The following is a 26163-nucleotide window of genomic DNA, read 5'->3' as shown; positions in this document are numbered from 1 at the left end:
CCCCGGAACCACGGGAGGTGGTGGCCATGAGCAGCACTCCTCGGGTCGATCCCTCGAACGCCGAGCAGGCTGCTGCCTGGGACGGGCAGGAGGGTGCGTACTGGGCGGAGCACGCCGACCGGTTCGACCGCGCGGTACGCGCCTATCTCCCGCATTTCCTGGCCGCGGCCGACGTGTCCGCCTCCGACCGGGTGCTGGACATCGGCTGCGGCACAGGCGAGACGACCCGTGCGGCGGCGCGGCGGGCGAGCGACGGCCTGGCGGTGGGCGTGGACCTGTCCGCGGCGATGCTGCGGGAGGCACGGCGGCGGGCGGTGGCCGAGGGCCTGCCCAACGCCGAGTTCGTGCAGGCGGACGCCCAGAACCACGCCTTTCCCGCGGCGTCGTTCGACGTGGCCGTGAGCCGGACGGGGACGATGTTCTTCGCCGACCCGGTGGCCGCGTTCCGCAACATCGGTGGTGCGCTGCGCCCCGGCGGCCGCCTCGTACAGCTGGTGTGGCAGGCGGCGGCGGAGAACGAGTGGTTCCTCGCGTTCACCGGGGCACTGGCCGCGGGACGTCCGACGACCGGGCCCCCGCCCGGCGTTCCCGGGCCGTTCTCGCTGGCCGAGCCGGACCGGGTGCGGAACGTACTGGGCGCCGCCGGCTTCACCGGCGTCGAGCTGGAGCCGCACGAAGAGGCGATGTGGTTCGGTGCGGACGCGGCCGACGCGGAGCGGTTCACACTGGGCCTGCTCGGCTGGCTGCTCGACGGTCTCGACGAGGAGGGCCGGCGTCGTGCCGTCGACGATCTGAGGGCCACCCTCACCGCCCACGAGACGGGTGACGGCGTGCGCTACGCCTCCGCGACCTGGATCGTCCGGGCGACCCGCCCCTGACCTCGCGGAGCATTAAGGCGGGATCAACTGAGCCTTAAAGGATCCGTGCGGCCAGCTCGTCCCGGCGGCGCCCCCGAGGACCGGCGCGGGCGCCGCGCTCGTCGGTCCGCCTCGGTGGCAGGGGCTGCGACCTGCGCCTTCGGGCGGCTTCCGGACGCCCCGGGCCGGCCCGGCGGGCCGTGCGGAGCAGCCGGATCCCCGGCGCCCGCCGGATTTGTAACACGGCGACAAGAACTGAATCCACTGGTGACGACGGGCGTATGCAGGAAGCGGGGAGGCATTGACCATCTGATCGAGGAGTGTTCATGTCCCGTAAGCGGACGATGAGTTCTACGAAGAAGCTCGTGCTCTCTGTCACCACAGGAGCCCTGGTGGCCGGCGGGGTGATCGTCACGATGGCGACGGGTAACGCCGCCGCCCCCGACGTGGTGTGTCAGGGGTCGACGGTGACGCTGTCGGGTGAGGCCGGGCCGCCGGCGGCGACCAGCGGCACCTTCCCCGTCGGCACCAAGCTCAAGGTCACCAACCTCGACAACAACCAGGCCACCACCGTCACCGTCAACGGCCCCTCCGGCAGCTGCGTGCTCCTCAACAACGCCGCCTTCGACAAGGTCCGCGAACCCGGCAAGAACCTCATCCGCCGCGCCCGCATCGAACGCGTCGGCGGCGGCGACGCCCCGGCCCAGGCGGCCACCCCGCCCGCCGCCCCGCCCGCCGCCGCGGGCGGGCAGCAGGCAGCGCCGGGCCAGGGCGGCCAGCAGGCCGCACCGGCCACCGGCGAGGTCGTGTGTCCGGGGTCGACCGTGACCCTGTCGGGTGAGGCCGGGCCGCCGGCGGCGACCAGCGGCACCTTCCCCGTCGGCACCAAGCTCAAGGTCACCAACCTCGACAACAACCAGGCCACCACCGTCACCGTCAACGGCCCCTCCGGCAGCTGCGTGCTCCTCAACAACGCCGCCTTCGACAAGGTCCGCGAACCCGGCAAGAACCTCATCCGCCGCGCCCGCATCGAACGCGTGAACTGACCTGCTGCGGCGGTCCGTTGCCGGGCCGACGGCGCCATGGCGGGGAAATGTGTGAGCCCTCCCCCGCCATGGCGCCGACCCGTGCGAAAGGCCCCCGCGGGCCCCTGGCGGGACGCTAGCCTGGGCGGGCCGGACGCTCGGAGCAGGGGGATGCCGATGGCGGGCCTCGGGACGGGAGCACAGGGCGGCAGACAGCGCCGGCTGTGCCTGATCGTGGACGTGGAGAAGTACAGCGGGCGCAGCCATCGGGCGCAGATGCGGGTGCAGGACGGCGTCGCCCGGGCGCTGGACTACGCCTGCGAGCGCGGCGGCGTACGCCGGCAGGGGTGCGCCCTCCAGGACCGCGGTGACGGTCAGCTGCTCCTGCTGCCCGCCGGGGTGGACGAGGCGAAGGCCGTACCCGGACTGGTGCGGGGGCTGCGGGACATGCTGCCCGTCCTCAACGCCCGCGCGGCGGACGACGAACAGATCCGGCTGCGCGCCGCACTCGCCCAGGGCTCGGTGGAGCGGGCACCGCTGGGCTTCGTCGCCTGGTCGGTGGAGCTGGCGTCACGGCTCCTGGACTCCGTGGAACTGCGTACCGCGCTCGCGGAGTCGGCGGACAGCGACATGGCGCTGATCGTGTCGGCCGACCTGTACTCGGACACCTTCGCGACCGGCGCGGGCGGTCTGACCGGATCCGCGTTCCGTCCGGTGCGGGTGGACATCCCGGAGAAGCGGTTCTCGTCCGACGCGTGGATCAGCGTGCTGCCCCGCGGGCGTACGGCACCCCTGGGAGTGACCGTACCCCCGCCGGGCGGCCTCCCGGCGCGGCGCGGCCGCGGGGTACTCGCGGGCGGCGCCGCCCTCGGCGTGTCCGGGTCGTACGTCCTGGTGCGGGCACAGCACCAGCCGGATCCCGGGGACCACTCCACGGACCCGCACGGCCACGACGGCCACGGCAGCCACGGCGGGCACGACCCGCATGAACTGCACGACCGGCACGAGGCACACGTCGACCGGATCGGTGAGGAGCTCGCGGACATGGACCACGACGGCCACGAGGGCGAACAGACCTGGGACGACGGGCACCTCACCGAGAACGAGGTGATCGAGGCGGCCGACGGGACCGGCTACACCTCGGTCTCGGACTATGTGCACGGCGAGAACGGCCACGAGCCCGACCCGCACCCCGCGGCGCACTGGGACGACGACCACAGCCACGACCGGTGGTGAGCACAGCAAATCGGAAGGCGGTCATCAGGGGGCGGCTGCCCTGAAGTAGAGCTCCTCGCACAGCTCCCGGGCCGTCCGGGCATGGCGTCGCAGGACCCGCGACGGCCCCGATTCCAGCTGACGCCACCGGGCCGCCGCCTCGGCCGCCGTACGGGCCGCACGGGTGGCGTCCGATGCCGTCGTACCGGCGGACGGTTCCGGCAGGCCGAGGCAGGCGGACGTCGTGGCGCCGGTGGCCAGGCGGAGCAGGGACGCGGTGTCCGGCTCGGACAGGCGCAGGCGTCCGGCGGCGAAGTCGGCGAGTGCCGGGGCCAGTTCGGTCTGTCTCAGCAGGGGATGGCGGCGCAGCGCCGCGGCGCCCGCCCGTAGGCCGTCGAGGGCGCGGCGGGCCGCCGGGGCCAGGGCGTCGTCGGCGAGCGCGGTGCGCGCGGCCTCGTCGATCAGGGCGAGGGCGGCAGCGGCCCGCAGTCGGTCGGCGGCCACGACGAAGCGCTGCCGGATCTCGTCCAGGAGCGCGTCGACGCCCGAGGCCGCCCGCAGCGCCGTCAGCAGTGCCCGCGCGCCGGGATCGGAGAGGGTGCGCACGGCGTCCACCGCGGCGCCGGTGCCGTAGCAGCCCAGGAGGTCCAGCACCCGGGCCCGGCCGGTCGCGTCGAGGGGGCCGTCCGGCCAGTCCAGGAACTCCTGCGGGGAGTACAGGGCCCTGCCCAGGTCGTCACGCGGCGCGGTCGCGAGCCGTCGCAGCAGGGCGGCGTCGGCCTCGGTGAACTCCTCGCCGAGCGCCGTCTGGGCGAGCAGTCCCGCCACGGGCACGACAGCGGACAACAGGCCGGTGAGCCGGGTGGTGTAGGTGGCGGCGACCCGGCGGGCCCGGGGCCAGGGGTCGCCGGTCCCGTCGCCGAGTTCGTCGATGCGGCTGAGGACGCCGACCACGTTGAGGGCGGTCATCCTGTCGTGGGCCTGGCGGCGCAGCGACTCCAGGGCCTCCGCGTCTCCGGCGCCGGGGTGCGGCATGACGTACAGCAGGGCGTCGGCGGCGCCGAGGGCGCGCAGCGCGACGCCGTCGAGTCCGCTGAGGGTGTCCATGCCGGGGGTGTCCACCAGCGTCCACGGGCGGCGCGGATCCTGGCCGCCTGCGGTCTCGACGACGATCTCCTCGATCTCCTCGCGCGTCGAACCGAGCAGGGCCGGGTCACGGGGGATGCCGCCGCCGGGACGGCCGGGCACGTGGTAGCGGCGGCCGTCGGTGCGGCGCACCTCCAGGCGGTTCTGCACGCCGCCGCGGAACCAGGCGACCAGCGTGGTGCATTCAGTGGCTCCGGTGGCGGCCAGCCGACGGCCGAGCAGGGCGTTGACGAGCGTCGACTTCCCCGCGTTCATCCGGCCGCCCACGGCGATGCGCAGGCCGGGCTCGGCGAGGCGCTGCCGTACGGCGGCCAGTGCGGCGGCCACGGGCCCCTCGGGCGGCAGGTGCGGGACGGCGGCGCGGCACAGGGCGTCGACCCGCCCGCACAGCTCACCCACCGGTTCCGCCGCGGAGGCGGAACCGGTAGGGCCGGTAGGGCTGGTGTGGCTGGTGGGGCCGACCGTCATGCGGGTTCCGGTTCCGGCTCGGGCTCGGCCTCGGGCTTCGGCTCCGGTACGGCCGCCGCGGCGGCCGCGGCCGCCGCCGGATGGCCGATGGCGGAGGCGAGATCACGGCCCCTGGCGATCAGCTCGCCCAGGACCGCCGAGCGGCGCCGGGCGGTCTCACGATCCTTGGCGAGCTGTTCCCGGCCGGCCGCGAGATTGCGCTGGAGTTCCTCCAGTTCGCCCTCCAGGAGCGCGCGCTGGGCGGAGACCTGGTCGGTGATGCGGGCGGCGATGCGTTCGCTGACGTCGTCGACGGTGCGGGTGATCTCCGGGGGGATCTCGGTGGTGAGTTCGGCGACCAGGCGGTGCGCGTACCGCATGGCGTCGCCGCGCACCCGGCCGAGGTCGGTACGGCGCTTGCGACGGTTGGACAGCAGCGCGATCATGCCGAATCCGGCGGCGAGCGGCAGCAGGACCCCGCCGGTGGCCAGCGCCGTCACGGTGGCGGCGAGACCGCCCGCGCCCCAGGCCGGCATGACCCGCTCGACGAGGGCGAGGGCGCCGCGGTTGTCGTGGCCGGTGCTCACCAGGGTGGGGAGCGCGTCCAGCCGTTCGGGGCGGGCGAGGGCGAGTTCGGCGACGGCGGGACCGGCGTCCAGCCGGCACTGGTGCTCCATGAGGGCGACGAGCCGGGCCACCCCCTCCCGGGTGGCGTTGTCCAGGTCCAGCCAGACGGCCTCGACACCGGCCTCCAGGTCCCGGGGCAGTTCGGTGGCGAGGTCGGGGCCGGAGGACGCGGCGATCTTCTCCTCGGCGAGCTGGCGCAGGTCGTTGACGTTGCGCTGGAAGCCCACGCGGAGCCTGCGTTCCAGCTCGCGCGAGGCCTGGCGGAGGTTGCCGCGCCAGGTGGCGTCGGAGCGCTGGAGGGCGCGCAGCGCGTCCCGGTGGCCGCGTACCTCGTCCTGCAGGGTGGGGTCCTGGGCGAGGGAGCGCAGCCGGCGTTCCTGTACGGCGGCGAGCGGGGCGAGTACGGACAGGGTGACGTGCAGGGCGTTGGCGAGGCGCAGCCCGGCGGCCTCCTCGGCGATCCGGCCGGACAGTGCCTCGGTCAGCGGACCGAAGCCGCTGGCCTCCAGGCGGCGCGCGGCGGTCTCCCGGTCGCCGGCGGCGGCCGCCGCGTCCGCGTCGTCCTTGGCGCGGCTGCTGACGGGGAACCAGGGGGCGGCGGCGTAGCGGGGGGCGTGCTCGGCGAGCAGGGCGCGGTTGCGCTCCAGTACGGCGGGCCACTCACGGTACTTGTCGGTCTGGGTCAGGACGAAGACCACCTCGGCGATGCGTTCGGTGGCCTGCTCCAGGAAGCGCAGTTCGGAGGCGGTCAGTTCGCTGGACCCGTTGACGACGAAGACGAGGGCGTCGGCCTGGGAGAGGGTCGCCATGGTGATCCGGGCGTGGCCGGCGACGAGCCCGCCGACGCCGGGGGTGTCCACGAGGGTCAGCCCGGAGGCGAGCAGGGGGGCGGGGACGCCCACCTCGACGTGGTGCACGTCGTCGCGGCGGGCGGTCTGCGTGACGGGGTCGACGGCGGCGTACTCGGCGATGTCGGCCGGGTCGACGGTGACCGGGGCGGAGTCGCCGGTCAGGTGGGCGACGGCGGTGGGCCGGTCGGCGTGCCGGACGACGAGGTGGACGCCGGTGGCGACGTCGACCTCGACGGGCAGCAGGCCGCGGTGCCCGACCAGGGCGTTGATCAGGGAGCTCTTGCCGCGCTTCTTCTCACCGACGACGACGAGGGCGGCGGCGCCGGAACGGATTCGGGCGGCCTCGGCGCGGACGGTGGCGGCCGCCTCCGGGGAGACGGGCGGGCCGTCCGGCCCCTCGGAGCGGGCGGCGCGGTCGAGGAGCACGGCGGCGTCGGCGACGAGGCGCAGTACGTCCGCGGCGCGGGGGTGGGTGTGGCGGATGCCGGTCATGCGGTGCCTCCTGGGTCGCTGCGGTACGGGTCGCCGGGGCCGGCCGGCCCATCGGCATCGGGGGTGAGCGCCCCCCAGGCCCCGGGCCCGGGCGCCCCGGCGCTGCCGGAAGCCGCCCCCTCGTCCTCGACGCCGTCCCGGTCCCGGCCCGAGCCCCCGACGTCACGGCCCGCACCGGGCACCGCTGCGGCGCCCCCACCCTCCGCGGCCGTACCCGGCCGGGCGAAACCGCCGGAGGCGGGAGCCGGACGGGAGTCGGCGGGCTTGGCGGCCTTGGCGGGCTTGGCGGGCTTGGCGGCCCCACCGTCCGCTGTCGTACCCGGCCTGGCGAAACCGCCGGAGGCGGAGGCCGCTGGGGGGTCGGCGGGCGTCTCGTCCCGGCCCTTCGCGGTCGTACCCGGGCGGGCGAAGCCGCCGGGGGCGGAAGCCGGACAGGGGTCGGCCGACGTCACGCCCGCACCCTCGGCGGGGTGTGCGGGCTCGGTCGGCGAGGTCGTACCCGGGGTGCCGAAGGCGCCGAAATAGCCGTCGAACGAGGCCTCTTCGGCGTCGACCTCGCGGGGGCGGCCGAGCAGGGTCCGGGCGGGCGGCTCCGGCTCGTACGCCGCGCCGCCCGTCAGGTGCGCGGGGCGCTGCGGGGTGCCGCCCCGTTTCGCGGACCGGGGGCGCCCGGCCGGTGGTGCGGCGTCGGAGCGGTCACCGTCGATCACGTGGCGCAGGGCTTCGCCCATCCACCCCAGGAAGCCCTTTTCCGCCTTCTCCCGGGAAGGGCGCGCCGGCTTCTGCACCCGCTCCCCCCTCCCCTTCCCCGCCGGCTTCGGGGGCGGCTCGGGGGCGCGGGCCGGGGCCGGCGGGGCCGGGCGCTGAGCCCGGCGGTACTCGGTGACGTCCGCGCAGCAGGCGTGCGTGAGTTCCGGCTCGAGGGCGTCGCGCGACTGCTGCCAGCCCGTGGTCAGGACGCAGTCCGCCATCGGTCCGGCGGCGAGCGCGGCGTCCCACAGGCCGGAGGCCTGCGCCGCCGGCAGCAGGTGGACGTCCGCGGCGTGGGCCGCCGGCCAGCGCCCCGCCGCCGCGGGGTCGGCCGGCCGGCCGCGGTCCGGCCAGGGGGCCGGTTCCGCGGTGCTCGGAAGTGTCACCGCGTCGGGTTCCCGGGCGGCCTCCCAGACCGGCCCGGCCCAGGCCCGGTAGGTGTCGCCCGCCCATTGCGGGAAGGACGCCTCCAGTTCGTCGAGGCCGGGCAGGTCGTGCGCGGCCGACGGATCCGGGTGGTGCCAGCCGACGAACCCGTACAGCGGCCTGCCGTGCTCGTCGTACGCCATCGCCGGCCCCAGCAGCGGCATCCGGCAGGCGGCGCCGACCAGGACCCCGCGCGCACCCCGGCACAGGACGAAGCGCGGCCCGGCGTCGAGCCGTGCGCCGCCGGCGACCACCGCGAGGACCGTGCGTCCGAGCGGTCCCCCCGACGTCTCCCCTTCGGGAAGCGCCCGCCACCAGCGGTCGATCCGGTACGTGCGGCCGTAGACGACGGCAGACCAGCCGCCGTGTCCTCGCGTCTGCTCCCCGGACATCGCCGTCAGCCGCCGATCTGGAGCTTGCCGGAGCGGTAGATGGGCATGTTCTGCAACTCCTCCACCAGTTGCTCGGCCCGGACGCGGGCCGCGTTGACCCGTGCCTGCGCCTCGCCGTGCTGTTCCCGGACCGCGGCGATCTCGGCGTCCCTCCGGCTGATCTCGTTCCTCTTGAGGAAGTTCTTGATCACGCCGCCGCTGCGCAGCCCGTCCAGCTCCTGCGCCTGTTCGTCGAGCTGCCGCTCGACGGCACGCACACGCTCCTCGCCGTGGCGGACGATGCCCTCGTCGAGGTAGTGCAACAGGGCGAAGATCATGGGGTGGTGCAGGTTCTGCGGGTCGACGAGGGCGGGGTCGACCGTGACGGACGCGGGGTCGCCGAAGCTGCCGAGCTGCACCGGGCAGAGCATCGCCGTGACGCCTTCGGAGTCGATGACCTTGACCAGCTTCGACAGGTTGCGCGCGGTCTTCTCCAGCGCCTCGGGGGTGGGCAGTCCGGAGATCTTCCCGATCAGGTCGGCCTTGGTGACCAGTACGACGATCGAAGGCGAGGGCTCGCCCCGCTGCCTGCGCCGGTCGCAGAGGTTGGAGATGGCCCGGGAGAAGCGGGCGATCCGCATGGGGTCGGCGGCGGGGTTGAGGTGGGCCGGGGTGTCGTCGGCGACCCAGCGGCCCACGTGCTGTCCGTCCAGGACGAGGAAGATGCTGTCGGAGCGGTCCAGGCGCTCGGTCAGGGCGGGGATGTCGGCCGGGGCGCCGTCTCCGCCGCGTTCGGTGGCCGCCCCGCCGCGGAAGTCCTGGCAGTCGAAGTCGACCAGCGAGGTCACGCCGTGCCGGAGGACGAACTCGTAGTCGATGGGCTTCTCGTTGTTCGGCGCGGGCAGACTGCCGTCCGCGCACAGGTTCTCCCAGGCCTCGGCGAGGTCGAGGTCGGTGTCCGGGTCGGTGGCGTACATGAAGTAGCCGCGCAGGCCCATCGACAGGGTGGCGTACATGCCGAGCAGGTACGTGGTCTTGCCGGAGCCGGTGGCGCCCAGCATCGTCATGGTGATCCGGTGGTCGCTCATGGGCGGAGTTCTCCCGTTTCGGTGGCGCGGGGCGGGCACGGGTGCGGAGGGCGGCTCGGAATCAGAACCACAGGACGTCCTGCAGGAGGCCTTCCAGTCGTTCGGCCGGTTCGAAGAGGGGTTCCAGCAGCTGGTACTCGGCCTGTGCGGCACGCTCGTGGCGGGCCCTGATCTCGGCCCAGGAGTCCTCCTCCTTCCACCAGCTGGAGATCCGGTCCCAGGGGGTGTCGTTGGCGGCGGCGCGCCGGGCGGACGCGAGGGACTCCTCGATGGAGGTGTGCAGGGCCAGGCCCCGGCCGACGATGCCGTGGTGCAGGCTCCACAGCACCGGCACGGCGACGTTGACCGGTTCGGGGCCGCAGGCCACCAGCGCCAGAGCGCCGCGCAGGTGCTGGGTGCGGGCCACTCCTTCGATGAGGCCGTCGAAGGGCTCCACGAGCCGTTCCAGCAGGCCCGACCGGTCCAGGTCGAGCAGGTCGCTCTTGGTGAACGCGATGACGAGCGGCGTGAGCTGGTCCCCCCGGGCCTCCAGGGCCCGCTGGACCAGGACGGTCATCCGCCGCATGTGGCGGTCGGACCCGCCGTCGGTCAGGAGCCGGTGGGCGTCGACGAACACGACGATGCCCTGGGCCGCGACGAGGTCCTGCTGGAGCTGGCCGGCCTGTTCGCTGTCGGCCTGGCGTTCCGTCAGGGCCCCGCCGCGGTAGTCGCGCCAGCGGAAGGGCAGGACGTCGCGGCCCTGGTACTGGAGGATGAAGTCGAAGACCTGGCGCCTGCTGCTCATGTTCGGGTAGCGGCCGCGCAGCACGGCCTCGGCGGCGGAGGTCAGTGCGCCGTGGACGAGCACGTCGTCGGTGCGCAGGCTGAAGCCCTGGATGCCGTCGCGCATCGCGGCGTACATGAGGGAGACGTAGGTGGTCTTGCCTGCCGCGCTGTGGCCCAGCATGACGATGTCCATCGGGCTCCTCGGCGTCGTGGATCGTGGTCGTGGTCGTGGGTCGTGGGGAGAACGGATGTCGGCGGATGTGCCGATGTCAGGAATGCGGGTGCGGGGTGAAGCCGAAGCCCAGGTCGCCGTCCGGGTTCAGATAGCGCCGGACGCGCCCGCCCGGGGCCGCGGCGCCGGACGCGTACGCCGGCCTCGCGGCCCGCGACGTCGAGGGCTGCGGTGTGGAGGGCTGCGGTGTCGGCGGCGGGACGGCCAGGGCGCCGAGGACGACCGCCGACTTGGGGTCGGCGGTCAGCAGCGGCAGCCTGCCGGTCCGCTCTGCGATCAGGTCGGACACCCGGGGGGTACGGCTGGCGCCGCCGGTCAGGACGATCTCGTGGACGTCCCCGTCGCCGAGCCCGGCGTCGGAGACGGTGGCCGCCAGCAGCTCGTAGCTGCGGGCGAGGAGGGGTTCCGCCGCGGCACGGTACTCGTGGGCGCGGATCAGGAAGGGCTGCGGGTAGCCGGGTACGGCGATGTCCACCGAGCCGGTCTGCGAGAGCGCTTCGCGCGCCACCGTCAGCTCCCGCCCGAGCGCGGCCCGCTGGGCCGCCGCGGGCGGCCCGGGGTCCTCCCAGAGGTCGTACCAGGGGGCGGGGTCGCGGTCAGCGGTCCGTTCGCCGAGCAGGTCGCGCAGGCACTCGTCGAGGTCCTCGCCGCCGAGGTAGGGGTCGCCGCCGATGGCGACGGTGTCGAAACCGTGGGCGGTACGGCGCAGCACCGCGGTGTCGAAGGTGCCGCCGCCGAGGTCGTAGACGGCGACGGCGCCCCCCTCGGGCACGGCGTGGACCTGGCCGTGGTGCAGGGCGGCCGCCACCGGTTCGGGCAGGAAGCCCGGGTCGGTGATGCCCGCCCGGTCGGCGGCGTCGGCGAGCCTGCCGAGTTCGGCGGTACCCCAGCGGGCGGGGTGGGTGAGGACGGTACGGACGGGCGCGCGGCCGTCGTGGGTGGCGCGGGCCTCGGCGTACACGCGGCGCAGGACCGCGGCGGCCAGTTCCGCGGCCGGCACGGACCGGCCGCCGAGCAGCACCGCCGACTGCCGGGCCAGGGCCCGCTTGGGGGCGCGTTCGGCCTGTTCGGGATGGTGCGCCGCGCGCTGCTGGGCGGCCCGGCCGGTGAGGAGGACGCCGCTGTCGTCGAGGCAGACCAGGGCCGGCAGGCAGCGGCTGTTCTCGATTTCCAGGGAGCGGGGAGCGACGCCCCCGCCGGCGGCCTCGTCCCCGAACGTGGCCGCCGTGGTGAAACAGGTGCCGAAGTCGACGGCGAGCGACCACTCACGCTCCCCTCGCCCCGCGTGGGCGGTGCCCCTGCCGTTGGCCACAACTCCCCCTGGGTGACGTCGTCCCGCTCCCTGGCCCGGCACACCCCGCACCGGGAGCCCCATCGTGGTCCGGCAGCGGCGTCGAGATCCGGTCAGGTGAGGTAATGCGGGTACCCGCCGGGAATCCTCCGGGTCGGGGCGGGCCGGAAGTCGCCGGGCCGGCAAAGTGACTGGTGAGTAGGCGAGTTGGGGCGGGCAGCGGTCCGTGGTGCGGATGGGGAATGTCTCGCTCCACCGGCTCGCAGCATTGCCTTCTCCGGTCTGTCCATCTGATCCCCGGACAACTTCTGTGTGCGCTAGGTTCCTCGCACTGGCACCGCCCCGTGCACGAGCGGGCGTGAAAGCCGAGGGGGGCTCCCATGCGCATGCACACACCATCCAGCTCCAGGAACCACACGACCGCGGCGAGTCGTTGGCCCCAGGGCACACTCATGGCCAATCTGGCGGCCGACGACCGGGAGACGCTGATCGGCCTGGGCAGGGTCGTCACCTACGGCGTCGGGGAGACCCTCATACGGGAAGGAGGCCCCGAGACCACGGCCCTGCTGATCACCGCGGGCTGTGTGAAGGTCTTCGGCGGCGCCGAGGACGGCGCCACCGTGCTGCTGGCCCTGCGGGTGCACGGCGAGATCGTCGGTGAGATCTCCGCGCTGGACGGCCAGCCGCGGTCGGCCACCGTGGTCGCCGTCCGGCCCACCGCCACCCGGGTCCTGACCTCCGCCGCCTTCCGCTCCTTCTTACGCGAGAGCCCGACCGCGGCGGAGGTCGTACAGCGGTCGGTGGCGGGCAAGCTGCGCGGTGCCACGCGTCACCGCATCAACTCCAGCAGCGGTACGGCGACGGTCCGTCTCGCCCGTACCCTGGACAACCTGGTCCGCAGCTACGCGCGCGCCGTCCCCGAGGGGCTGCGGATCGACGTACCGCTGAGCCACGCGGACCTCGCCGCCCTCGCCGGGATCTCCGACGCCAGCGTGCAGCGCGCCCTGCGCAGCCTGCGCGCCGCCGGCGCCGTGGCCACCAAGTACCGGGGCGTGATCGTCCGCGACCCCGGCATCCTGCGGGCCATCGCCGGGCAGAGCGGCTGGCCGGCCTCCGAGGAGAACCTGCTCCCGGGGATTCCCACCCCGCGCGGCCCGCGGCCGCCGCGGCCCAAGCAGCCGCCGTTGCGGCCGCGCCCGCCCCGTACCGAACCGGTCACCGGCCCCTACGGCCCACCCCTGGCCGCGCACGGCCCGGCGCCCGCTCCGGCGGCGCCGCCGGAGGAGGACGGCTCGCTGTCCGAGACGGGCTGAATCCCCGCCCGGGCCGGCACCGGCGCGTATCCGTCCGTACCGCGCATCCGTCCGTACCGCGTACCCGTCCGTACCGGTCCGGGCCGTGTCCGAAAAGGCGTCACCTGACCAATTCTCATGAGGATCCTCCGGCGACAGTGGTCACGACGGCCAACGCGCTTGGGGGGTTGGTGTGGTGACACAACGCAGATTCGGACGCGCTCCCTGGCGCTCCGGGGAGAAGCAGGAACCGGCGCGGCCGTCCGTCGTGCCGGGCCCGACCCACCGCAACCCACAGGCACTCGCCGCGGAGCTGCGGGAACTGGCCGCCCACCCGCGGGCCGGCTCCCACGGCGCCGCGCTGCGGGAACTGGCGGAGTCGGTGGCGCGCGGCTCCGGCCTGGAGGTCTGGGCGGGCGGCGGCCTGGTCGCGGCGTACGGCGGGCCCGACGCCCTGGCGCCGGGGCCGGACGAGGACGCCGCACGGGGCCGCAGGCTGGGCGCGCTGCCCACCGTCCTGGTGTTCGTACCGCTGCTGATCACCTGGTTCGGGCTGGGTGCCGCCGCCTGGGCGTACCAGCGGATGCGGGACTCGGGCAGTACGGCCCAGGGATCGTTTCTGACGCTGTGGCAGCAGGGCTTCGACGGACGGCTGTGGCCGGTGCTGCGCTTCGACATGATGGCGCTCTGGACGGTCCTGGCCCTGTCCGCGCTGGCCACGGCCACCCTGATGCGGCACCGCTGGGAGGAGCGGGACGAGAGCGAACGCCGACTGCTGTCCCAGCGGCTGTCCGGGGCGCTCGTGCAGACCCAGGCACTGGCGGCCGGCGCCGCCGCGGCCTCCCCCGGACGGTTCACGGCCGAGCTCCAGGGAGCGGCAGAGCGGCTGCGCGACCTGCTGGGCCAGGCCGCCACCGTCCAGCAGTGCGCCCGGGACCTGATCGTCCAGGCGGACGGCGCGGCCGGTCGCAGCGTCGCCGCCACGGCCGCGCTCGGCTCCGCGGCGGACGCGCTGCGCTCGGGCACGCAGCAGATGCGCGCGTCGGCGCGGACCGCCGCCGCGGCGGCGGAGCAGGTGGCGGCCGGGAGCCGGCTGCTGGCGGAGAGCGTCGACTCGGCCGTCACCACCCTGCGTACGTCGGTCACGGAATCCTTCGTGACCGCCGGGCGGGACGCGGCGCGGCTCATCGGCGCGGCCGGTGAGTCCGTCGCGTCCCGGTTCGACACGGTCGCGGCGGCGGCCGACGAACGGGGATCCGCGGCGGCCGGGCACGCGGCCGAGTCGATGGACCGGGTGGGCCGGGAGGTCCGCGACGCGCTGGCCGCGGCCCGGGGGTCCTTCGCCGAGTCGACGCAGCTCCTGGGCTCGGCCGTGAACGGCCTGGACCGTTCGCTGACCACGCTCCCCTCCTCGCTGGAGTCCTCCGCGTCCGAGGGGGCCGAGCGGATCGGCATGGCCTACGAGCTCGCGGTCGCCGCCCTCTCCGCCTCCCTGCGGCAGGAGGTCCGCGCCGTGTCGGCCGAACTGGGCGACCGCATCGAGGAGTTGCGGGAGGCAGTGGCGGGCCGGCAGACGGCGGAGCAGGACCTGCGGGCCGGGCGCACCCCCTACGAGGCCCAACTGGGCGCAGCGGTGGCGGAGTTCCACGACACGGTGCGCGCACTGACCAAGGCGCTGCGGGAGGCGGGCCCCGCGGTCACCGACGGCGCGCGGCACCGGGCCGCCCGGCCCGCCGGGGACGGACCGCGGGCCGGCGCGGACGACGCCCCCGTCCGGAACCTGCACACTCCCGCAGGCCCCGCACCGGACGCACCCGGCGCCGCAGACCGCCGCCAGGACCGCAGCGACCCGTCGGCCCCCGGCCGGGGCCCTGCCGGTCCTCCGGCCGCCGGCCGCGGCGGGCACGGCGACGCGCGTACCGGAGACGACCGGGAGGAGGTGCGGTGAGCCGGGACTCCGGACGCCCGGCCGGCACCTACCTCGCCGGGTGGCTGTTCGCGGACCTGCTGCTGGTGATCGTGCTCGTGGTGCTCGGCAGCGAGATGCCGGCGGCCGCACCGGATCCGCCCCCGACACCGACACCGACGGCCACGGCCCCGGCCCCGGTTACGGCCACACCCGATCCGTCGCGGAGCCCCTCCCCCACCCCCTCGGACACCTCCCGGCCCGGCGGCCTCGACCCGGTCACCGTCTCGGTCGGCATCCGCCTCGACCCCGACGCCCTGATCGCGGGCAGCCCCTCCGAGACCGCCGAGCTCGCCCGGCAGGTCAACGAGGAGATCAAGCGCTACGCGGGCCGCACCGCGGCCTTCGTGATGGTGTTCGGCACCGTCCGCTCCGGCGGCTCCGTCGACAACGGGCGCAGTGATGCGTACGCCACCGCGGTGGCACGACAACTTCCCCAGGCCGCCCCGCGGTTCTTCCCCCCGTACTCGGAGAAGATCATCCGCGGCTACCACGACAGCGGCGCGGGCATCGCCTCCGGCACCGCGCGGATCGAGCTCTTCTTCCTGCTGTCCTGACCGGACGCCCCCTCAGCGGCGGACAGTTGGGCGGCCCGACAGCCTCGACGGAGTGTGGATCGCTGTGACCTCCACGACGAACGACCTGAGCCTCGCCGACCTCCGGCTCTTCGCCCAGCAGACCCTGACGATGCTCAGCGAGCAGGACGTCCCCGACACACCCGAGGCGCACGCGTCACGGGACCGCGTCCAGGCCCTGGCCGGCGAACTCGCCTCCCGGCTCGACGCGCCGGTGACCATCGGCGTGGTCGGGGAGTACTCGGTGGGCAAGTCCCTCCTCCTCGGCACCCTGCTCGGCCGGCCCGACCTGCTGCCGGTCGAGGCCGCCCCCAGCACCGGCAACATCACGGTGCTGGAGCTGACGCGCGGCGCGCCGGGCCGTCGGACGACCGTCTCCTCGACCACCGACATCACCTTCCTCGACGAGGGCCGGCTCGCCGCCTGCGTGGGCGCCATCCTCGGCGAGCTCGTCGCCACCGTGGACGCCAGGCACCCGCAGCTCGGCGCGCGCGAGATGCTCGGCGGCTACAACCCGGTCACCGACCCGCGCGGCTGGGCGCCTTTCGAGGCCTGGTACCCGCGGCTGTGGCCGTCGGGCACCGGTCCGGTCGCCTTCGAGACGATCTCGGCGGCGCACCGCGACGCCGTCACCGAGCTGTGCCGGATCCGGGACGCCGCGCTCGGCCAGCAGGACCTGCTGGGCAAGCCCATCGGGGTGGCGACGGAGTCGATCCGCGCGGCCCTGGTGCTGGAGGCGGCCCGGCGCACCCCGCCGACGGCTCCCAAGCGCAACGTACAGCCCTTCGACATGGCGCAGCTGAAGCAGGAGAAGACCGCGCCGGACGCGCTGCGGCGGGCCTTCCCGCTGATCGAGCGGGTGACGCAAGCGGTCACCCTGTCCCCGGACCACTGGGACATCGGCGGGCTGACCGCCGAGGAGCACACCGTCCGGCTGCTGGACTTCCCCGGCATCGGGGCGGCGGGGTCCTACGGACGGGACACCTTCCTCAGCCGCCGCGAGCTCGTGAACGTCCACACGATCCTGCTGGTGCTCAGCGCCTCGCGGGCGGAGTCCAAGGGTGCCTCGGCGTTCTGGGACATGCTCACCGAGGACGGGCGGCAGCCGCAGGCGCTGGCCAACGCCGCGCTGGTCGCCGCCAACGCCTTCGACCTGGCCAAGCCCCCGGCCCTCAGCCAGTACCCGGAGGGGCCGCTGCCGCTGGAGAAGCTGCTGCCCCACGCCGCCGAGGTCAACGGGATCCACGTCTACGGCAACAAGTTCGTGGCGCAGCGCGAGGACGGCATCGTCGCGGTGTCCTCGATCAACGCCATCCGCGCGCACAAGCTGTCCTACACCCGGACCTCCGCCGAGACCCACGACCGGATCCGGGCGGCGCTGAACGACCTGGATCCGCCGGGCACCCGGCGGTGGGAGCCGATCGCGGCCCGGCTGGCGGCGGCCGACCCGGGCAACGCGTGGACGCCGCGGCTGCGCGCGTACGACGACGACGGCGGCATCACGCGCCTGCGCACCCTGATCGTGCAGCACGTACGACGCCACGGGGTCGCCCAGAAGCTGGAGCGGGCGCAGAGCTCCCACCACAAGCTCGCCCGCGAACTCGCCGTGCTGCGCGGCCACGTGCGGCGCGCGGGCGGCGGCCGCACCGAGGAGTACCGGGAACTGTCGCAGAAGCTGACGGAGTTCCGCAGGCTGCTCGACCGCATGCTGCCGGCCCTGCACGCGCTGCGCGCCGACGGCCTGCCGGGCGGACCGGACGGCGGGCCCGACACGCAGGAGGCGGGCGGCCGGCCGCCACGGCGCGGTGAGACCGCGGAGGCGGTGCGCGACGAGGTGTTCGACTGGCGGGAGTGGCAGGAACTGCTGGGGCGGGCCGAGCGGGACCGGCACCACCTGGTGCCCCGCAGCGAGCCGCCGTCCAGCCAGGGCATCCGGATCGGCCTGCGTCCGGGCCGCGCGGCGGCGGCCGCGCGCACGGCGGCGGGCTCCGGTAGCGGCGGCGACGGCGCCTCGGCGGACTCCACCGAGGCCTTCCTGGACAAGTTCCGTTCGCTGATCGAGCGCCGTACGGACGAGGGCCGCGACCAGCTCCGCGCCTGGTTCGAGAACTGGGTGGCGTACTGGCGCGAGGAGTTCGGGCCGCTGCGTGCCTGGATGGAGGACGAGGCCACCGACGCCGTGCTCACCGAGTTGTTCACGCGGCTGCGCGGCAGCGCGCAGAAGGCCGACCATCAGCTGAACCACCTGTGGACGGCGCTGGATCCGGTCACGGCGACGGAGCGGATCACCGAGCTGCTGTCCGCGCCCGGGCCCAGCGCCGAGGAGCAGGAGGCCCGGTTCCCGGCCCGGTCCCCGCACGCCCTGCCGTGGCACCACCGGATGCCGCTGCTCGACCCGCAGTCCGAGGAACGCGAGCGGCACCCGCGGTCGGTGGTGCAGCTGCGCCAGAACACGGCGGACGCCGCCGCCCGGCTGGTCACCGAGTACCTGGGACGCGCCCTCGCCCGGATCGAGAAGGACCTCGTCGCCCTGTACACGAAGGCGAACGAGTACCTGCCCACGGAGACGGAGGTGCGGCCACCGCGCCCGTCCTTCCCGTCCGCCTCCGCGGCCCACGACGGCGCTGCGGACTCCGAGCCCGATCAGCCCATCGACGTCCTCATCCGAGCCTGGAGCACCGACTGACATGAGCGCCGCACTGAACATCTCCTTCCGTGCCCCGCACACCGGCGCCGCCTCGGGCGTGGTCGCGCTGGGGCGCAGGCACTTCCGTCTGTACGCGGGCCCGGACGGCATTCCGCTGCCCGAGGTGGTCCTGGAACAGGACGAGGAGGGCGGCGGCCCCGCGGTCGTCACCGTCCACCTGCCCGCCCGGATCGAGGTACGGGCCGAGAGCGGGAGTCTGATCCCCGCCCAGCTGGCCTATGCGCTCCAGGCCTGCTGGGTGCCGCAGGAGTTCGCCCCGATCACCGTGGACGGGCCGCGGACCCTGTCGTCCGAGGCTCTGCTGCCGACGTCCCTGGTGCATCCCGAAACGGGGCCGGCGGTCACCCCGGACGGCGAACCCCTGCGGCTGGACGTCTACTGGAGCGTCGACTACGCCGGCTCGCAGGGTGCCGAGACGGCGCACGGGGCGGTCATGCTGGAGTTCGCCCCGCCCGGCGAACAGCCCGGGCCGGTCCCGCAGGCGCCGGAGGAGGACGACCACCTCCGACTGCGCGACCTTGCGGGCACCAGCCATCAGCACGAGTTCGTCGTCGTGGACTTCGGTACGACCGCGTCGACGGCGACCCTGCACGACGAGAAGAAGGTCAAGCAGCGGCTGGTGGACCGGGCGCAGGCGGCCTCCCTGTCCGCGATGCTGGCGGACCTGCTGGGGCCGCCCGCCGACGCGCCGCCCGCCTGGCGCGAGGAGGTGAAGGCGCTGCTCGCCGGTACCGTCACGCTGCCGCGCGAGGACGACACCGGGACGACGGGGGGCACGGTCCTGGCACGGGTGGCGGAGCCCGCGGCCGCCGACGCGCTGATGCTGCGCGTGGAGAGCATCCGCCAGCAGGCCGAACCGGAGCTGCGGCGGTGGCTCAACCGGCGGCTGCACGCCGGCTACGCGGCGGTGATCGGCACCCCTCCGCTGGAACGGCACGGGATCCAGCCGGTCGAGTACCCGGACGGCACCGGACGGCGCACCCACGCCCCGGCCAGCGCGATGCTGGAGGTGGAGTATCCGGGCGCGGTGGTGCCCGAGGACCCGAAGGCGCGGCGCTTCGAGCTGTGCGGAGACGACACCCGCGGTCTGACGGGCATCAAGCGGGCCGCTCTGCAGCTCAAGCCCGAGCCGGTGGCGGGCAGCGACCTGTCCGCCGACCACCTCGCGCAGCACATGTACCTGCTGCTGGTGGAGGGCGCCGAGGAGGCCACGTACAACGGGATGCTGGGCACGGTCAGCAGGGTGCCCACCGTCGTGGTGACGTATCCGACCACGATCCTGCCCGAGGTCAAGGAGCGGCTGAAGGTGCTGGTCAGCCGTGCTCTGGGCGGCCCGATGACCGTCATGGACTACGACGAGGGCCTGGCCGCCGGGCTGTACTTCCTGATGCGGGACCTGACCGACGACCTCAACGCGGGGCTGGAGGCCCTGCGGGCGCGGTGCCGCCGGGTCGGGGACGCTCCGCCGACCTGGCACCGCATCATGCTGGTGATCGACATCGGGGGCGGCACCACCGACATCGCGCTGCTGCGGCTGACGCTGGTCGACCAGACCCCCGAGCTGACCGAGGAACAGGAGTTCGTCGCTGGCCGCACCTACCGGCTGGAGCCCGAACTGCTCGGTTCGACGGGCCACGAACGGCTGGGCGGGGACCTGCTGACGCTCCAGGTGCTGTACTGGATCAAAGCCCGGCTGGTGGACGAGCTGCGCTCCCCCGGCCGGGAGGACGACGACCCGCGGGACGGGGTCGATCCGGCGGTGGGCGCCGGTCCGCGCGTGGAGCGGCGCGCGCTCGCCGAGGCCGTCGCCGAGCAGGCCGCGGACCAGCTGGACACCATCGTCTCCGACGGCATCCGGCAGATCCTGTCCGACTGCCTGCCCACGGACTGGGCCGGGGTCGGCGACCCGGCCGAACGGGAGGCCCGCTACACCCGCTTCAGGCTGCTGTGGCGGCTCGCCGAGCGCAAGAAGCGGGAACTGGGCGAGGCGGGTGCCGTGGACGCCGTCCTCAAGCACGAGGACGTCGACGCGGTCCTGCGGGCCGCGCCGCACACGCTGGGCACGGTGAGCGGTCCGATCACCCTCGACGCGGGCGAGTTCCGCAAGCTGATGCGGCCCGTGCTGCGGCGGGCGGCGAAACTGGGCGCGGATCTGGTGCGCGGCTCGTTCCGGCGGATCCACGAGGAGAACGCGCGGCGCGTGGAGCAGGGACTGGACCCGCTGCCCGAGCCGGTGCTCGACCAGGTGGTGCTGTCGGGACGCACCAGCGCTCTGGAACAGCTCCAGGAGCAGGTCGTCTCGGCGCTGCGCCAGGACGAGTCGGACGGCAGGACGGGGCTGGGCTGGCACGAGGCCACGGAACTGTCCGTCGAGCGGGAGTTCGCCAAACAGGCCACCTCCCTCGGCGCGGCGTGGGCGCACTCGATCCGCAACCGGTCCGGGCAGATCGACCGCACGCGCGATACGGGCGGACGCACCGGAGGTTCCATCCGGATGAGCGATCTGGACATCAGGCTGCAGGGCCTCTTCTCCAGTCTGCCCTGCCACTTCGGGCCGGTCGGTCAGATGGGGCGGGTCAATCCGCTGCTGTGGGCGGGCGATCCGTTCATCGAGCTGGACTCCTCGGGCCGGCTGGGCGTGCGGACCGGCTGGAACCCGCTGAGCCGCGTCGTCGAGCTCCACCGCGACATCGGATCCGGCGACTCCATCCAGTGGGGCGTGTTCGATCTCGCGCTGACGGCGAGGGCGGAGAACTTCACTCCGCTCGAATCGGTGTGGCGCCCGCCGGGCGGCAGCGGCCGCGGGGTCAACTACCAGATCGAGATGGACCACCGGCTGGTCGCGTCGATCCTGCTGTGCAACGGGCCGGCTCATCTGCTGGTGGCCGGGCTGGGGCTGGAACTCGACGGACTCGTGCCCGGCCTGTCCTTCGACCCCGACCTGCCGGGGTGCTCGGTGCCCGGCCGGATCTGTGTCGCGACGGGCGTGGACCACAACGGCGTACGGCAGTTGGCCGAGGTGTTCCCGGCGACGGAGCCGGCCGGCCCCACCGGCGGCGAAGGCCTGCAGGCGGCGGCCGCCGGCTATCTGCCGGAGTCCTTCCACGAGAGCGCCGACGCCGACGAACTCCCCCTGCCGGGCCGGGTCGCGGCGATCCCCGTCCCGCCGCTGGAGGCCAACCACACCTACACGTACGAGTTCTACCTGGAGCGGGACGAGGGTGACCCGGTGTTCCTGGGCCGGCTGAGCGCCGCGCAGCAGGGCCGGCACCACGCCACCCTCGACGCCCGGGGCCGGCTGCGGGTGCACCGCGGCGTGGTGCCGTACGTGCCCGCCGAGACGCTGCGTGAGGTGCAGCGGTATCCCGGGCGGGTGCTGGGGCGGCGGATGGATCCGCCGGTCAGCGACTTCAACCACCACTGGGACCCGAACAGCGGGAGGCACTGATGAGCGGCACGGACGACGGCGTACGGGCCGACGCGCTGACCGTGTGCCTGGGCGAGTTCGCGGAGGCGGCGGCCGAGGTGCTCGGCACCCCGTCGGAGTGCCGTGAGGTGGTGCTCGACGCGCTGAGCCGGTGCTGGGACGAGCTGCGCTGGGTGGGCCGCCACCTCCACCCGTACGCGAACGACCCCGCGGAGGTCTACGACCGCTTCGACTCGGCGAGGGCCTCGCTGGAGCGCGGGCTGTGGGCGGCGGGTGTTGCGGCGGCGCCGGAGTACCTCGGGAATCGGGACCTCGGGAATCGGGACCGCAGCGCACAGGACCGCAGCGCCCAGGACCACGGCGAGCAGGACCACGGCGGAGAGGACCGCACCGGGCAGGAGCACGCCGGGCCGGAGCCGGCCCCGTTCGAGGCGGACGCCTCGGAGGAGGGGCCCGCATCCGCAACGCAGTCGCCGCCCGACGACGGTCACGTCGCCCCGGGACAGGTGGCGCCCGACGGCGACGGCGCGGGCGGGACCGGCGCGGAGGGGAGTGAGGACCGAACCGGCGCGGCGGCCGACGGGTCGGGGCCGGACCACCCGGCGGGCTCCTCCGTGACGGGCCCGACCGGCGACCAGCCGTCATCCTCCGGTGCCGAGGCCGAGACCAGTGCCGGGGCCGAGACCAGTGCCGGGGCCGGGGCCGAGGCCGGGGCCGAGGCCGGGGCGGAGCCCGCCGCCGACCCGCTGGCCGGCTTCGCCGACGCCCTCGGCGCTCTCGAAAGGAAGCTCCTCGCCGAGCAGATCCGCTTCCTGCCCCCCACGACGCAGTCCGCCGCCGTCCGCCCCGCGGTCACCGCCGCCGAACGCATCGCGGCCACCTGGCAGCGCGTGCACATGGCACTGCTCCGGCTGCCCACCCACCCCTGCGACGAATGGCGCGCACAGGCCCGCGAAGTCGCCGCGGCCGCCGGTCTCGCCGTCCCCGCCGAGGAAGCGTCGGATCCCAACGTGATCGTTCCCGGGCTGCCGCAGGGCCTCTACGTCGCCCAGCGGGTACGACTCGCCCTTCCCGCTCCCCGGATGGCCGCCAAATCCGTCGCCAGGGAGATCCACGAGAGGCTCGGCATCTCACCCGAAGCCGTGATGGAGCTGCCGGCCGCGGATCCTCGGCTGGCGTGGGCCGTGCGGGCCGAGCAGGCGCTCCGCCTGGTGGACCTGGACCCCGAACTACAGGTGGCTGTGTTCCCCGACTCCAGGCCGGCCGGCCTGGAGTCGCAGACGGTACGGATGAGCTACCGGCAGCGCCTGAACAGCACACTGGAGGGCGCGGCCTCGGCCGTGGCGGGTGAGGGCGAGTGGTCGGCCGACAGCCGCCTCGGGGCGGCCCACTCGCTCGACATGGTTCTCGGCGGGCTGATGCACAAGCGGCCCGCCGCCCCGGACAGCTGGTGGGCGCGGTGGCGCGACGGCGTCTCGGAGATCCTCGATCCCCTGGCGGACAGCGCCGGATACGAACGCGTGCGCATTCCCCTGGCCAAGTGGCAGCCGTCGCACGTCGAGGCCTACGCCGGCAAGACCATCCCCGGTGTCGGCGCGATCGAGGAGCCGCTGGTGCAGTGGGTGGTGTGGACGCCGTTGCGGCCCAGGGACAAGGCCGCCCGGAACGAGCACCGGGGCCGGGTCGTCATCCGTCCTCCGAAGGGCTACCGATGACACACCACCCCGTGAACGCCGACGGGGCGGCGCGGTCCGGCACGACCCACCGGGCCCGGCGGGTCGGCGAGCTGCTCGCCGCGTCCGCGACGGGCCGTGCCAACGGGCTCTCGCCGCAGCTCGTGGCCGACCTCGCGGACGCCTGCGACGGCACCGGCGGGTCGCCCGTCACGGTGCGCGTGGCCGTGCTGCGCGCACACATCGGTCCGGGTTCCGCCCAGCGCCTGGCACCGCTGCTGACCGGGGTCCGCCCACCGGGACCGCCCGGCGCGGAGGACGTCGTACCGCTCACCTACGTGCACGAACCTGCCGACCTGCCGCAGCTGCGGCTCAGCGGGGCGCAGGTGCGCGCGCTGAACCGGCTGGCCGGGACGCTGGCCGGGACGCTGGCCGGGCCGGAGCACCTGGGCGTGGCGGCGCTGGCCCGGGACGGCACGGCCGCCTGGCTGCGCGTACGGGCGGCGCAGCGGCGGCGGGCGTTCTTCCGGCCCCGGTACGCGGGCCAGGAAGAGGTGGAGCGGGCCTGGCGGCGGATCCAGGACGTCACCGCGGCGGGCCTGGGAGCGGCTCCCGGGGCGGTCGGTGCGGTCGGTGCGGTCGGTGCGGTGCTGGACGTCCCGGTGCGCCACCCCTTCCTCTTCCACGGTGATCCGCTGCCCTGGCCGGCCACGGGCGGTGGCGCCGACGGCCGCGGGCGCATCGAGGTGACCGACCTGCCCGTACCGGCGGGCGGCGGGCCGGCGGCACACCTGATGGAGGTCCTGGACGCCGCGCACCTGGTACTGGCCGCCGCCCCGGCCACGGCGCTGGCGGGCCGGGAGCCACTGCCCGCCGCCTTCCGCCGCCTGCTGGAGCGGACCCGTCCGGGCGGGGACCGGGCCGAGGTGGTGCTCGTCGCGACGACCGCCGGGCGGCGCGGCCCCGGCGCGACGGCCGCGCTGGGCGCCCGGCTGCGCGGCCGGGCCCCGGTGACGGTCGGGCCCGCGGCGCGGGACCTGCCCGTGTACGCCGTCGCGGTGGTGGAGGCCGAACAGGCACTGCGGATCCTGCGCCGCCCGCAGGGCCGGCCCGCCGCGGCGCTGGAACAGGCCCGGGCGGACTGGGAGATGTCCGGGATGCCGGAGTTGTGCGACGGGGTGCTGACGCCCGCGCTGGACCGGGTGGCCCGGACCGGAGGGGAGCTGACGCTGCGGCGCTTCCGTGCGGCGCTCCACGGCGTGCGGCTCGACCACCGCCGTCCGGCCGGCGCGCGGCCGGCCCCGGCCGGGGAGGACGACGCCGAGCGCCTGTGGGACGAGCTGGAGGCCTTCGCGGCGGGGCCGCTGGCGGAGCGGGCGGTACGACGCTTCGCAGCGTCCGGCGTACGGACCTCCTCCGGTGCCCCGCCCAGCGCCACCGCCTCCGGCGCCGCCACCGATGCCGATGCCGATGCCGATGCCGATGTCCAGGATCCGTCCGACTCCCGGGGAGCTGCTTCGCCATGACCACCACGACCTGGCTGATCGTCCTCCTGGTGCTGTCCGTCGTCGCGAACGTCGCGCTCACGGCGCAGCTGACCGCCCGGCGGCGCAGGCCCCAGCCCCTGCCCCCGGCCACCGTGGTGACCGAATCGCCGCACACCCTGCGCGAACTGGAGAGCACGCGCCAGGAACTGGAGCAGGCCCGGCGGGCCGCGGACCACGCGGCGGGGCTGATACAGGGCCGCGATCTCGAACTGGGCCGGGTCCGCGGGCTGCTCGAGCAGACCCGGGCCCAGGCGGCCGACGCGGCCGCCGCCGCGGAGGAGACCCTCGCGCTGGGCAAGGAACGGGAGGAGCTCCTGGCGCGGCTGCGCGAGCTGGAGGAGGAGCTGCGGCGGCGTTCACGCGAACGCGACGACGCCCAGACCCAGGCCCTGGCCCGGATCCACGAGCTGGAGCGGCGCCTGGCGGACGCCGACGCCCGCGTCGACGGCCCGCTCGGACCCGAGCCGGTCTCCCCGGCGATCCCCCGGCAGTTGCCGGTCGGCCGCGACACGACCACCGACAGCAGCGTGGACGGCGCCGACCTCGGGCCGGTGGTGGTACGGGCCGCGTCGGCGCGCGGCGACCGCGCGCGGCACGACGGTGAGCACCGGCGTGACGCGGTGCTCCTGCGCTTCGCCGAGGAGATCCCCTCGCCGACGCTGCTCAGCGTGGTGGCGGCGGGCGCCCCGCGCGGCCGGTGGTCGCAGTCGGGGGCCGACCGGGCCTGCCGGAGCCTGGCCACGCAGGTCGGCCGGTACGGCGAGGGCCTGGGGCGCGAGCTGTACGGACCCGAGGGCGACGACGGCGCCCTGGGCGCCCTGCTGCGTACGGCGCTGCAGGGCGTCGCGCACTCGATGCGGCTGGTGACCCGGGGCGAGGGCCCGGACGGCGAGGCCGACGACGCCGCGATCGAGGTGTCGCTGACCGCGCTGCTGACCCGGCTGGGCGACGGCCGGGAACGTGAGCACCTCGCCTTCGGCGTCGGCGACGGCGCGCTGCTGCGACTGCGGGACGGGGAGTGGAGCGTGGTCTTCACACCCGGGGAATCGGCGCTCGACCGCGCCCTGCGGCTGCCCGCGCACGCGGCGCGGGTCGGCTGGGCACGGCTGGCCACGCTGCCCGGCGACGTCCTCGCGGTGTGCAGTCCGCCGATGGCGGAGCTGCTGCTGCGCGAGGACGCCGGCCCGTGGTTCGCCGCCCGGTGGGCGGGCCGGCAGCCGTACCTGACCTCGTTCCTGTCCGAGGTGAACGTCCCGGTCCGGTCCACGGGCGGCGACCGTTCCGTGGTCTGCCTGTGGGACTTCGGTGACGCCCGGGACGCCAGGTCGGCGGTGCACTGACACCCGTCGGGGGCCTTGGCGGTCCGCTCCCCCGCCCGCCGGTTCCGGCGGGC

17 protein-coding genes are annotated in these 26163 nt (G+C 75.1%); 11 read left to right on the top strand and 6 right to left on the bottom strand.

Annotated elements, in window-relative coordinates:
• Positions 1-26: 26 nt before the first annotated feature.
• The 3 genes from NRK68_RS30795 (at position 27) to NRK68_RS30785 (ending at position 3118) form a co-directional block, all read left to right on the top strand.
• Complete coding sequence (locus NRK68_RS30795) at positions 27-878, top strand: class I SAM-dependent methyltransferase (RefSeq protein ID WP_183064450.1); 852 nt, start codon at positions 27-29, stop codon at positions 876-878.
• A gap of 299 nt (positions 879-1177) precedes the next feature.
• The gene (locus tag NRK68_RS30790) at positions 1178-1903 is read left to right on the top strand and encodes an RlpA-like double-psi beta-barrel domain-containing protein (RefSeq protein ID WP_444465702.1); all 726 of its coding nucleotides are present in this window, start codon (positions 1178-1180) and stop codon (positions 1901-1903) included.
• A gap of 150 nt (positions 1904-2053) precedes the next feature.
• On the top strand, positions 2054-3118 hold the full coding sequence (locus NRK68_RS30785) for a hypothetical protein (protein ID WP_257857381.1): 1065 nt from the start codon (positions 2054-2056) through the stop codon (positions 3116-3118).
• A gap of 24 nt (positions 3119-3142) precedes the next feature.
• Here the strand turns inward: NRK68_RS30785 and NRK68_RS30780 are convergent, their stop codons facing one another.
• From NRK68_RS30780 to NRK68_RS30755, 6 genes are all read right to left on the bottom strand, one after another.
• Positions 3143-4711 carry a GTPase gene (locus NRK68_RS30780; protein WP_257857380.1) on the bottom strand — a complete coding sequence of 523 codons (1569 nt, stop codon included), beginning with the start codon at positions 4709-4711 and terminating at the stop codon, positions 3143-3145.
• Positions 4708-6660 (bottom strand): dynamin family protein, encoded by a 1953-nt coding sequence (locus NRK68_RS30775; RefSeq protein WP_183064446.1) that lies wholly within the window; start codon positions 6658-6660, stop codon positions 4708-4710. The genes NRK68_RS30780 and NRK68_RS30775 overlap by 4 nt, the downstream gene beginning before the upstream one ends.
• Positions 6657-8228, bottom strand: coding sequence for a hypothetical protein (locus NRK68_RS30770; RefSeq protein ID WP_257857379.1), 1572 nt, complete (start codon positions 8226-8228; stop codon positions 6657-6659). Before NRK68_RS30770 ends, NRK68_RS30775 begins: the two co-directional genes overlap by 4 nt.
• 5 nt (positions 8229-8233) lie before the next feature.
• Positions 8234-9295, bottom strand: a complete 1062-nt coding sequence (locus NRK68_RS30765) for a hypothetical protein (protein WP_257857378.1) — start codon at positions 9293-9295, stop codon at positions 8234-8236.
• 61 nt (positions 9296-9356) lie between these two features.
• Positions 9357-10253 (bottom strand): TRAFAC clade GTPase domain-containing protein, encoded by an 897-nt coding sequence (locus NRK68_RS30760; RefSeq protein ID WP_183064443.1) that lies wholly within the window; start codon positions 10251-10253, stop codon positions 9357-9359.
• A 76-nt stretch (positions 10254-10329) separates the two neighbouring features.
• Positions 10330-11604, bottom strand: a complete 1275-nt coding sequence (locus tag NRK68_RS30755; RefSeq protein ID WP_257857377.1) for an Hsp70 family protein — start codon at positions 11602-11604, stop codon at positions 10330-10332.
• 431 nt (positions 11605-12035) lie between these two features.
• On the opposite strand from NRK68_RS30755, the gene NRK68_RS30750 reads away from it, so the two are divergent.
• The 8 genes from NRK68_RS30750 to NRK68_RS30715 all read left to right on the top strand — a co-directional run bounded on the left by NRK68_RS30750 (position 12036) and on the right by NRK68_RS30715 (position 26110).
• A complete protein-coding gene (locus NRK68_RS30750) occupies positions 12036-12896 on the top strand; it encodes a Crp/Fnr family transcriptional regulator (protein ID WP_257857376.1) in 861 nt (286 codons plus the stop codon).
• Between the two features lie 175 nt (positions 12897-13071).
• Positions 13072-14823, top strand: coding sequence for a hypothetical protein (locus NRK68_RS30745; protein WP_183064440.1), 1752 nt, complete (start codon positions 13072-13074; stop codon positions 14821-14823).
• Positions 14820-15398 (top strand): hypothetical protein, encoded by a 579-nt coding sequence (locus NRK68_RS30740; RefSeq protein WP_257857375.1) that lies wholly within the window; start codon positions 14820-14822, stop codon positions 15396-15398. Before NRK68_RS30745 ends, NRK68_RS30740 begins: the two co-directional genes overlap by 4 nt.
• A 64-nt stretch (positions 15399-15462) precedes the next feature.
• Positions 15463-18102, top strand: a complete 2640-nt coding sequence (locus tag NRK68_RS30735) for a GTPase family protein (protein WP_257857374.1) — start codon at positions 15463-15465, stop codon at positions 18100-18102.
• 1 nt (position 18103) lies between these two features.
• Positions 18104-21571: an acetate and sugar kinases/Hsc70/actin family protein gene (locus NRK68_RS30730; RefSeq protein WP_257857373.1), complete on the top strand. Its 3468-nt coding sequence runs from the start codon at positions 18104-18106 to the stop codon at positions 21569-21571.
• On the top strand, positions 21571-23265 hold the full coding sequence (locus tag NRK68_RS30725; RefSeq protein ID WP_257857372.1) for a hypothetical protein: 1695 nt from the start codon (positions 21571-21573) through the stop codon (positions 23263-23265). The genes NRK68_RS30730 and NRK68_RS30725 overlap by 1 nt, the downstream gene beginning before the upstream one ends.
• A complete protein-coding gene (locus tag NRK68_RS30720) occupies positions 23262-24749 on the top strand; it encodes a serine/threonine-protein kinase (RefSeq protein ID WP_257857371.1) in 1488 nt (495 codons plus the stop codon). Before NRK68_RS30725 ends, NRK68_RS30720 begins: the two co-directional genes overlap by 4 nt.
• A complete protein-coding gene (locus NRK68_RS30715; protein WP_183064434.1) occupies positions 24746-26110 on the top strand; it encodes a protein phosphatase 2C domain-containing protein in 1365 nt (454 codons plus the stop codon). The genes NRK68_RS30720 and NRK68_RS30715 overlap by 4 nt, the downstream gene beginning before the upstream one ends.
• The last annotated feature ends 53 nt before the right edge of the window (positions 26111-26163 follow it).

This window comes from Streptomyces yangpuensis, assembly GCF_024666385.1.
Lineage (GTDB): Bacteria > Actinomycetota > Actinomycetes > Streptomycetales > Streptomycetaceae > Streptomyces > Streptomyces yangpuensis.
This window is presented reverse-complemented; position numbering and strand designations above follow the sequence as displayed.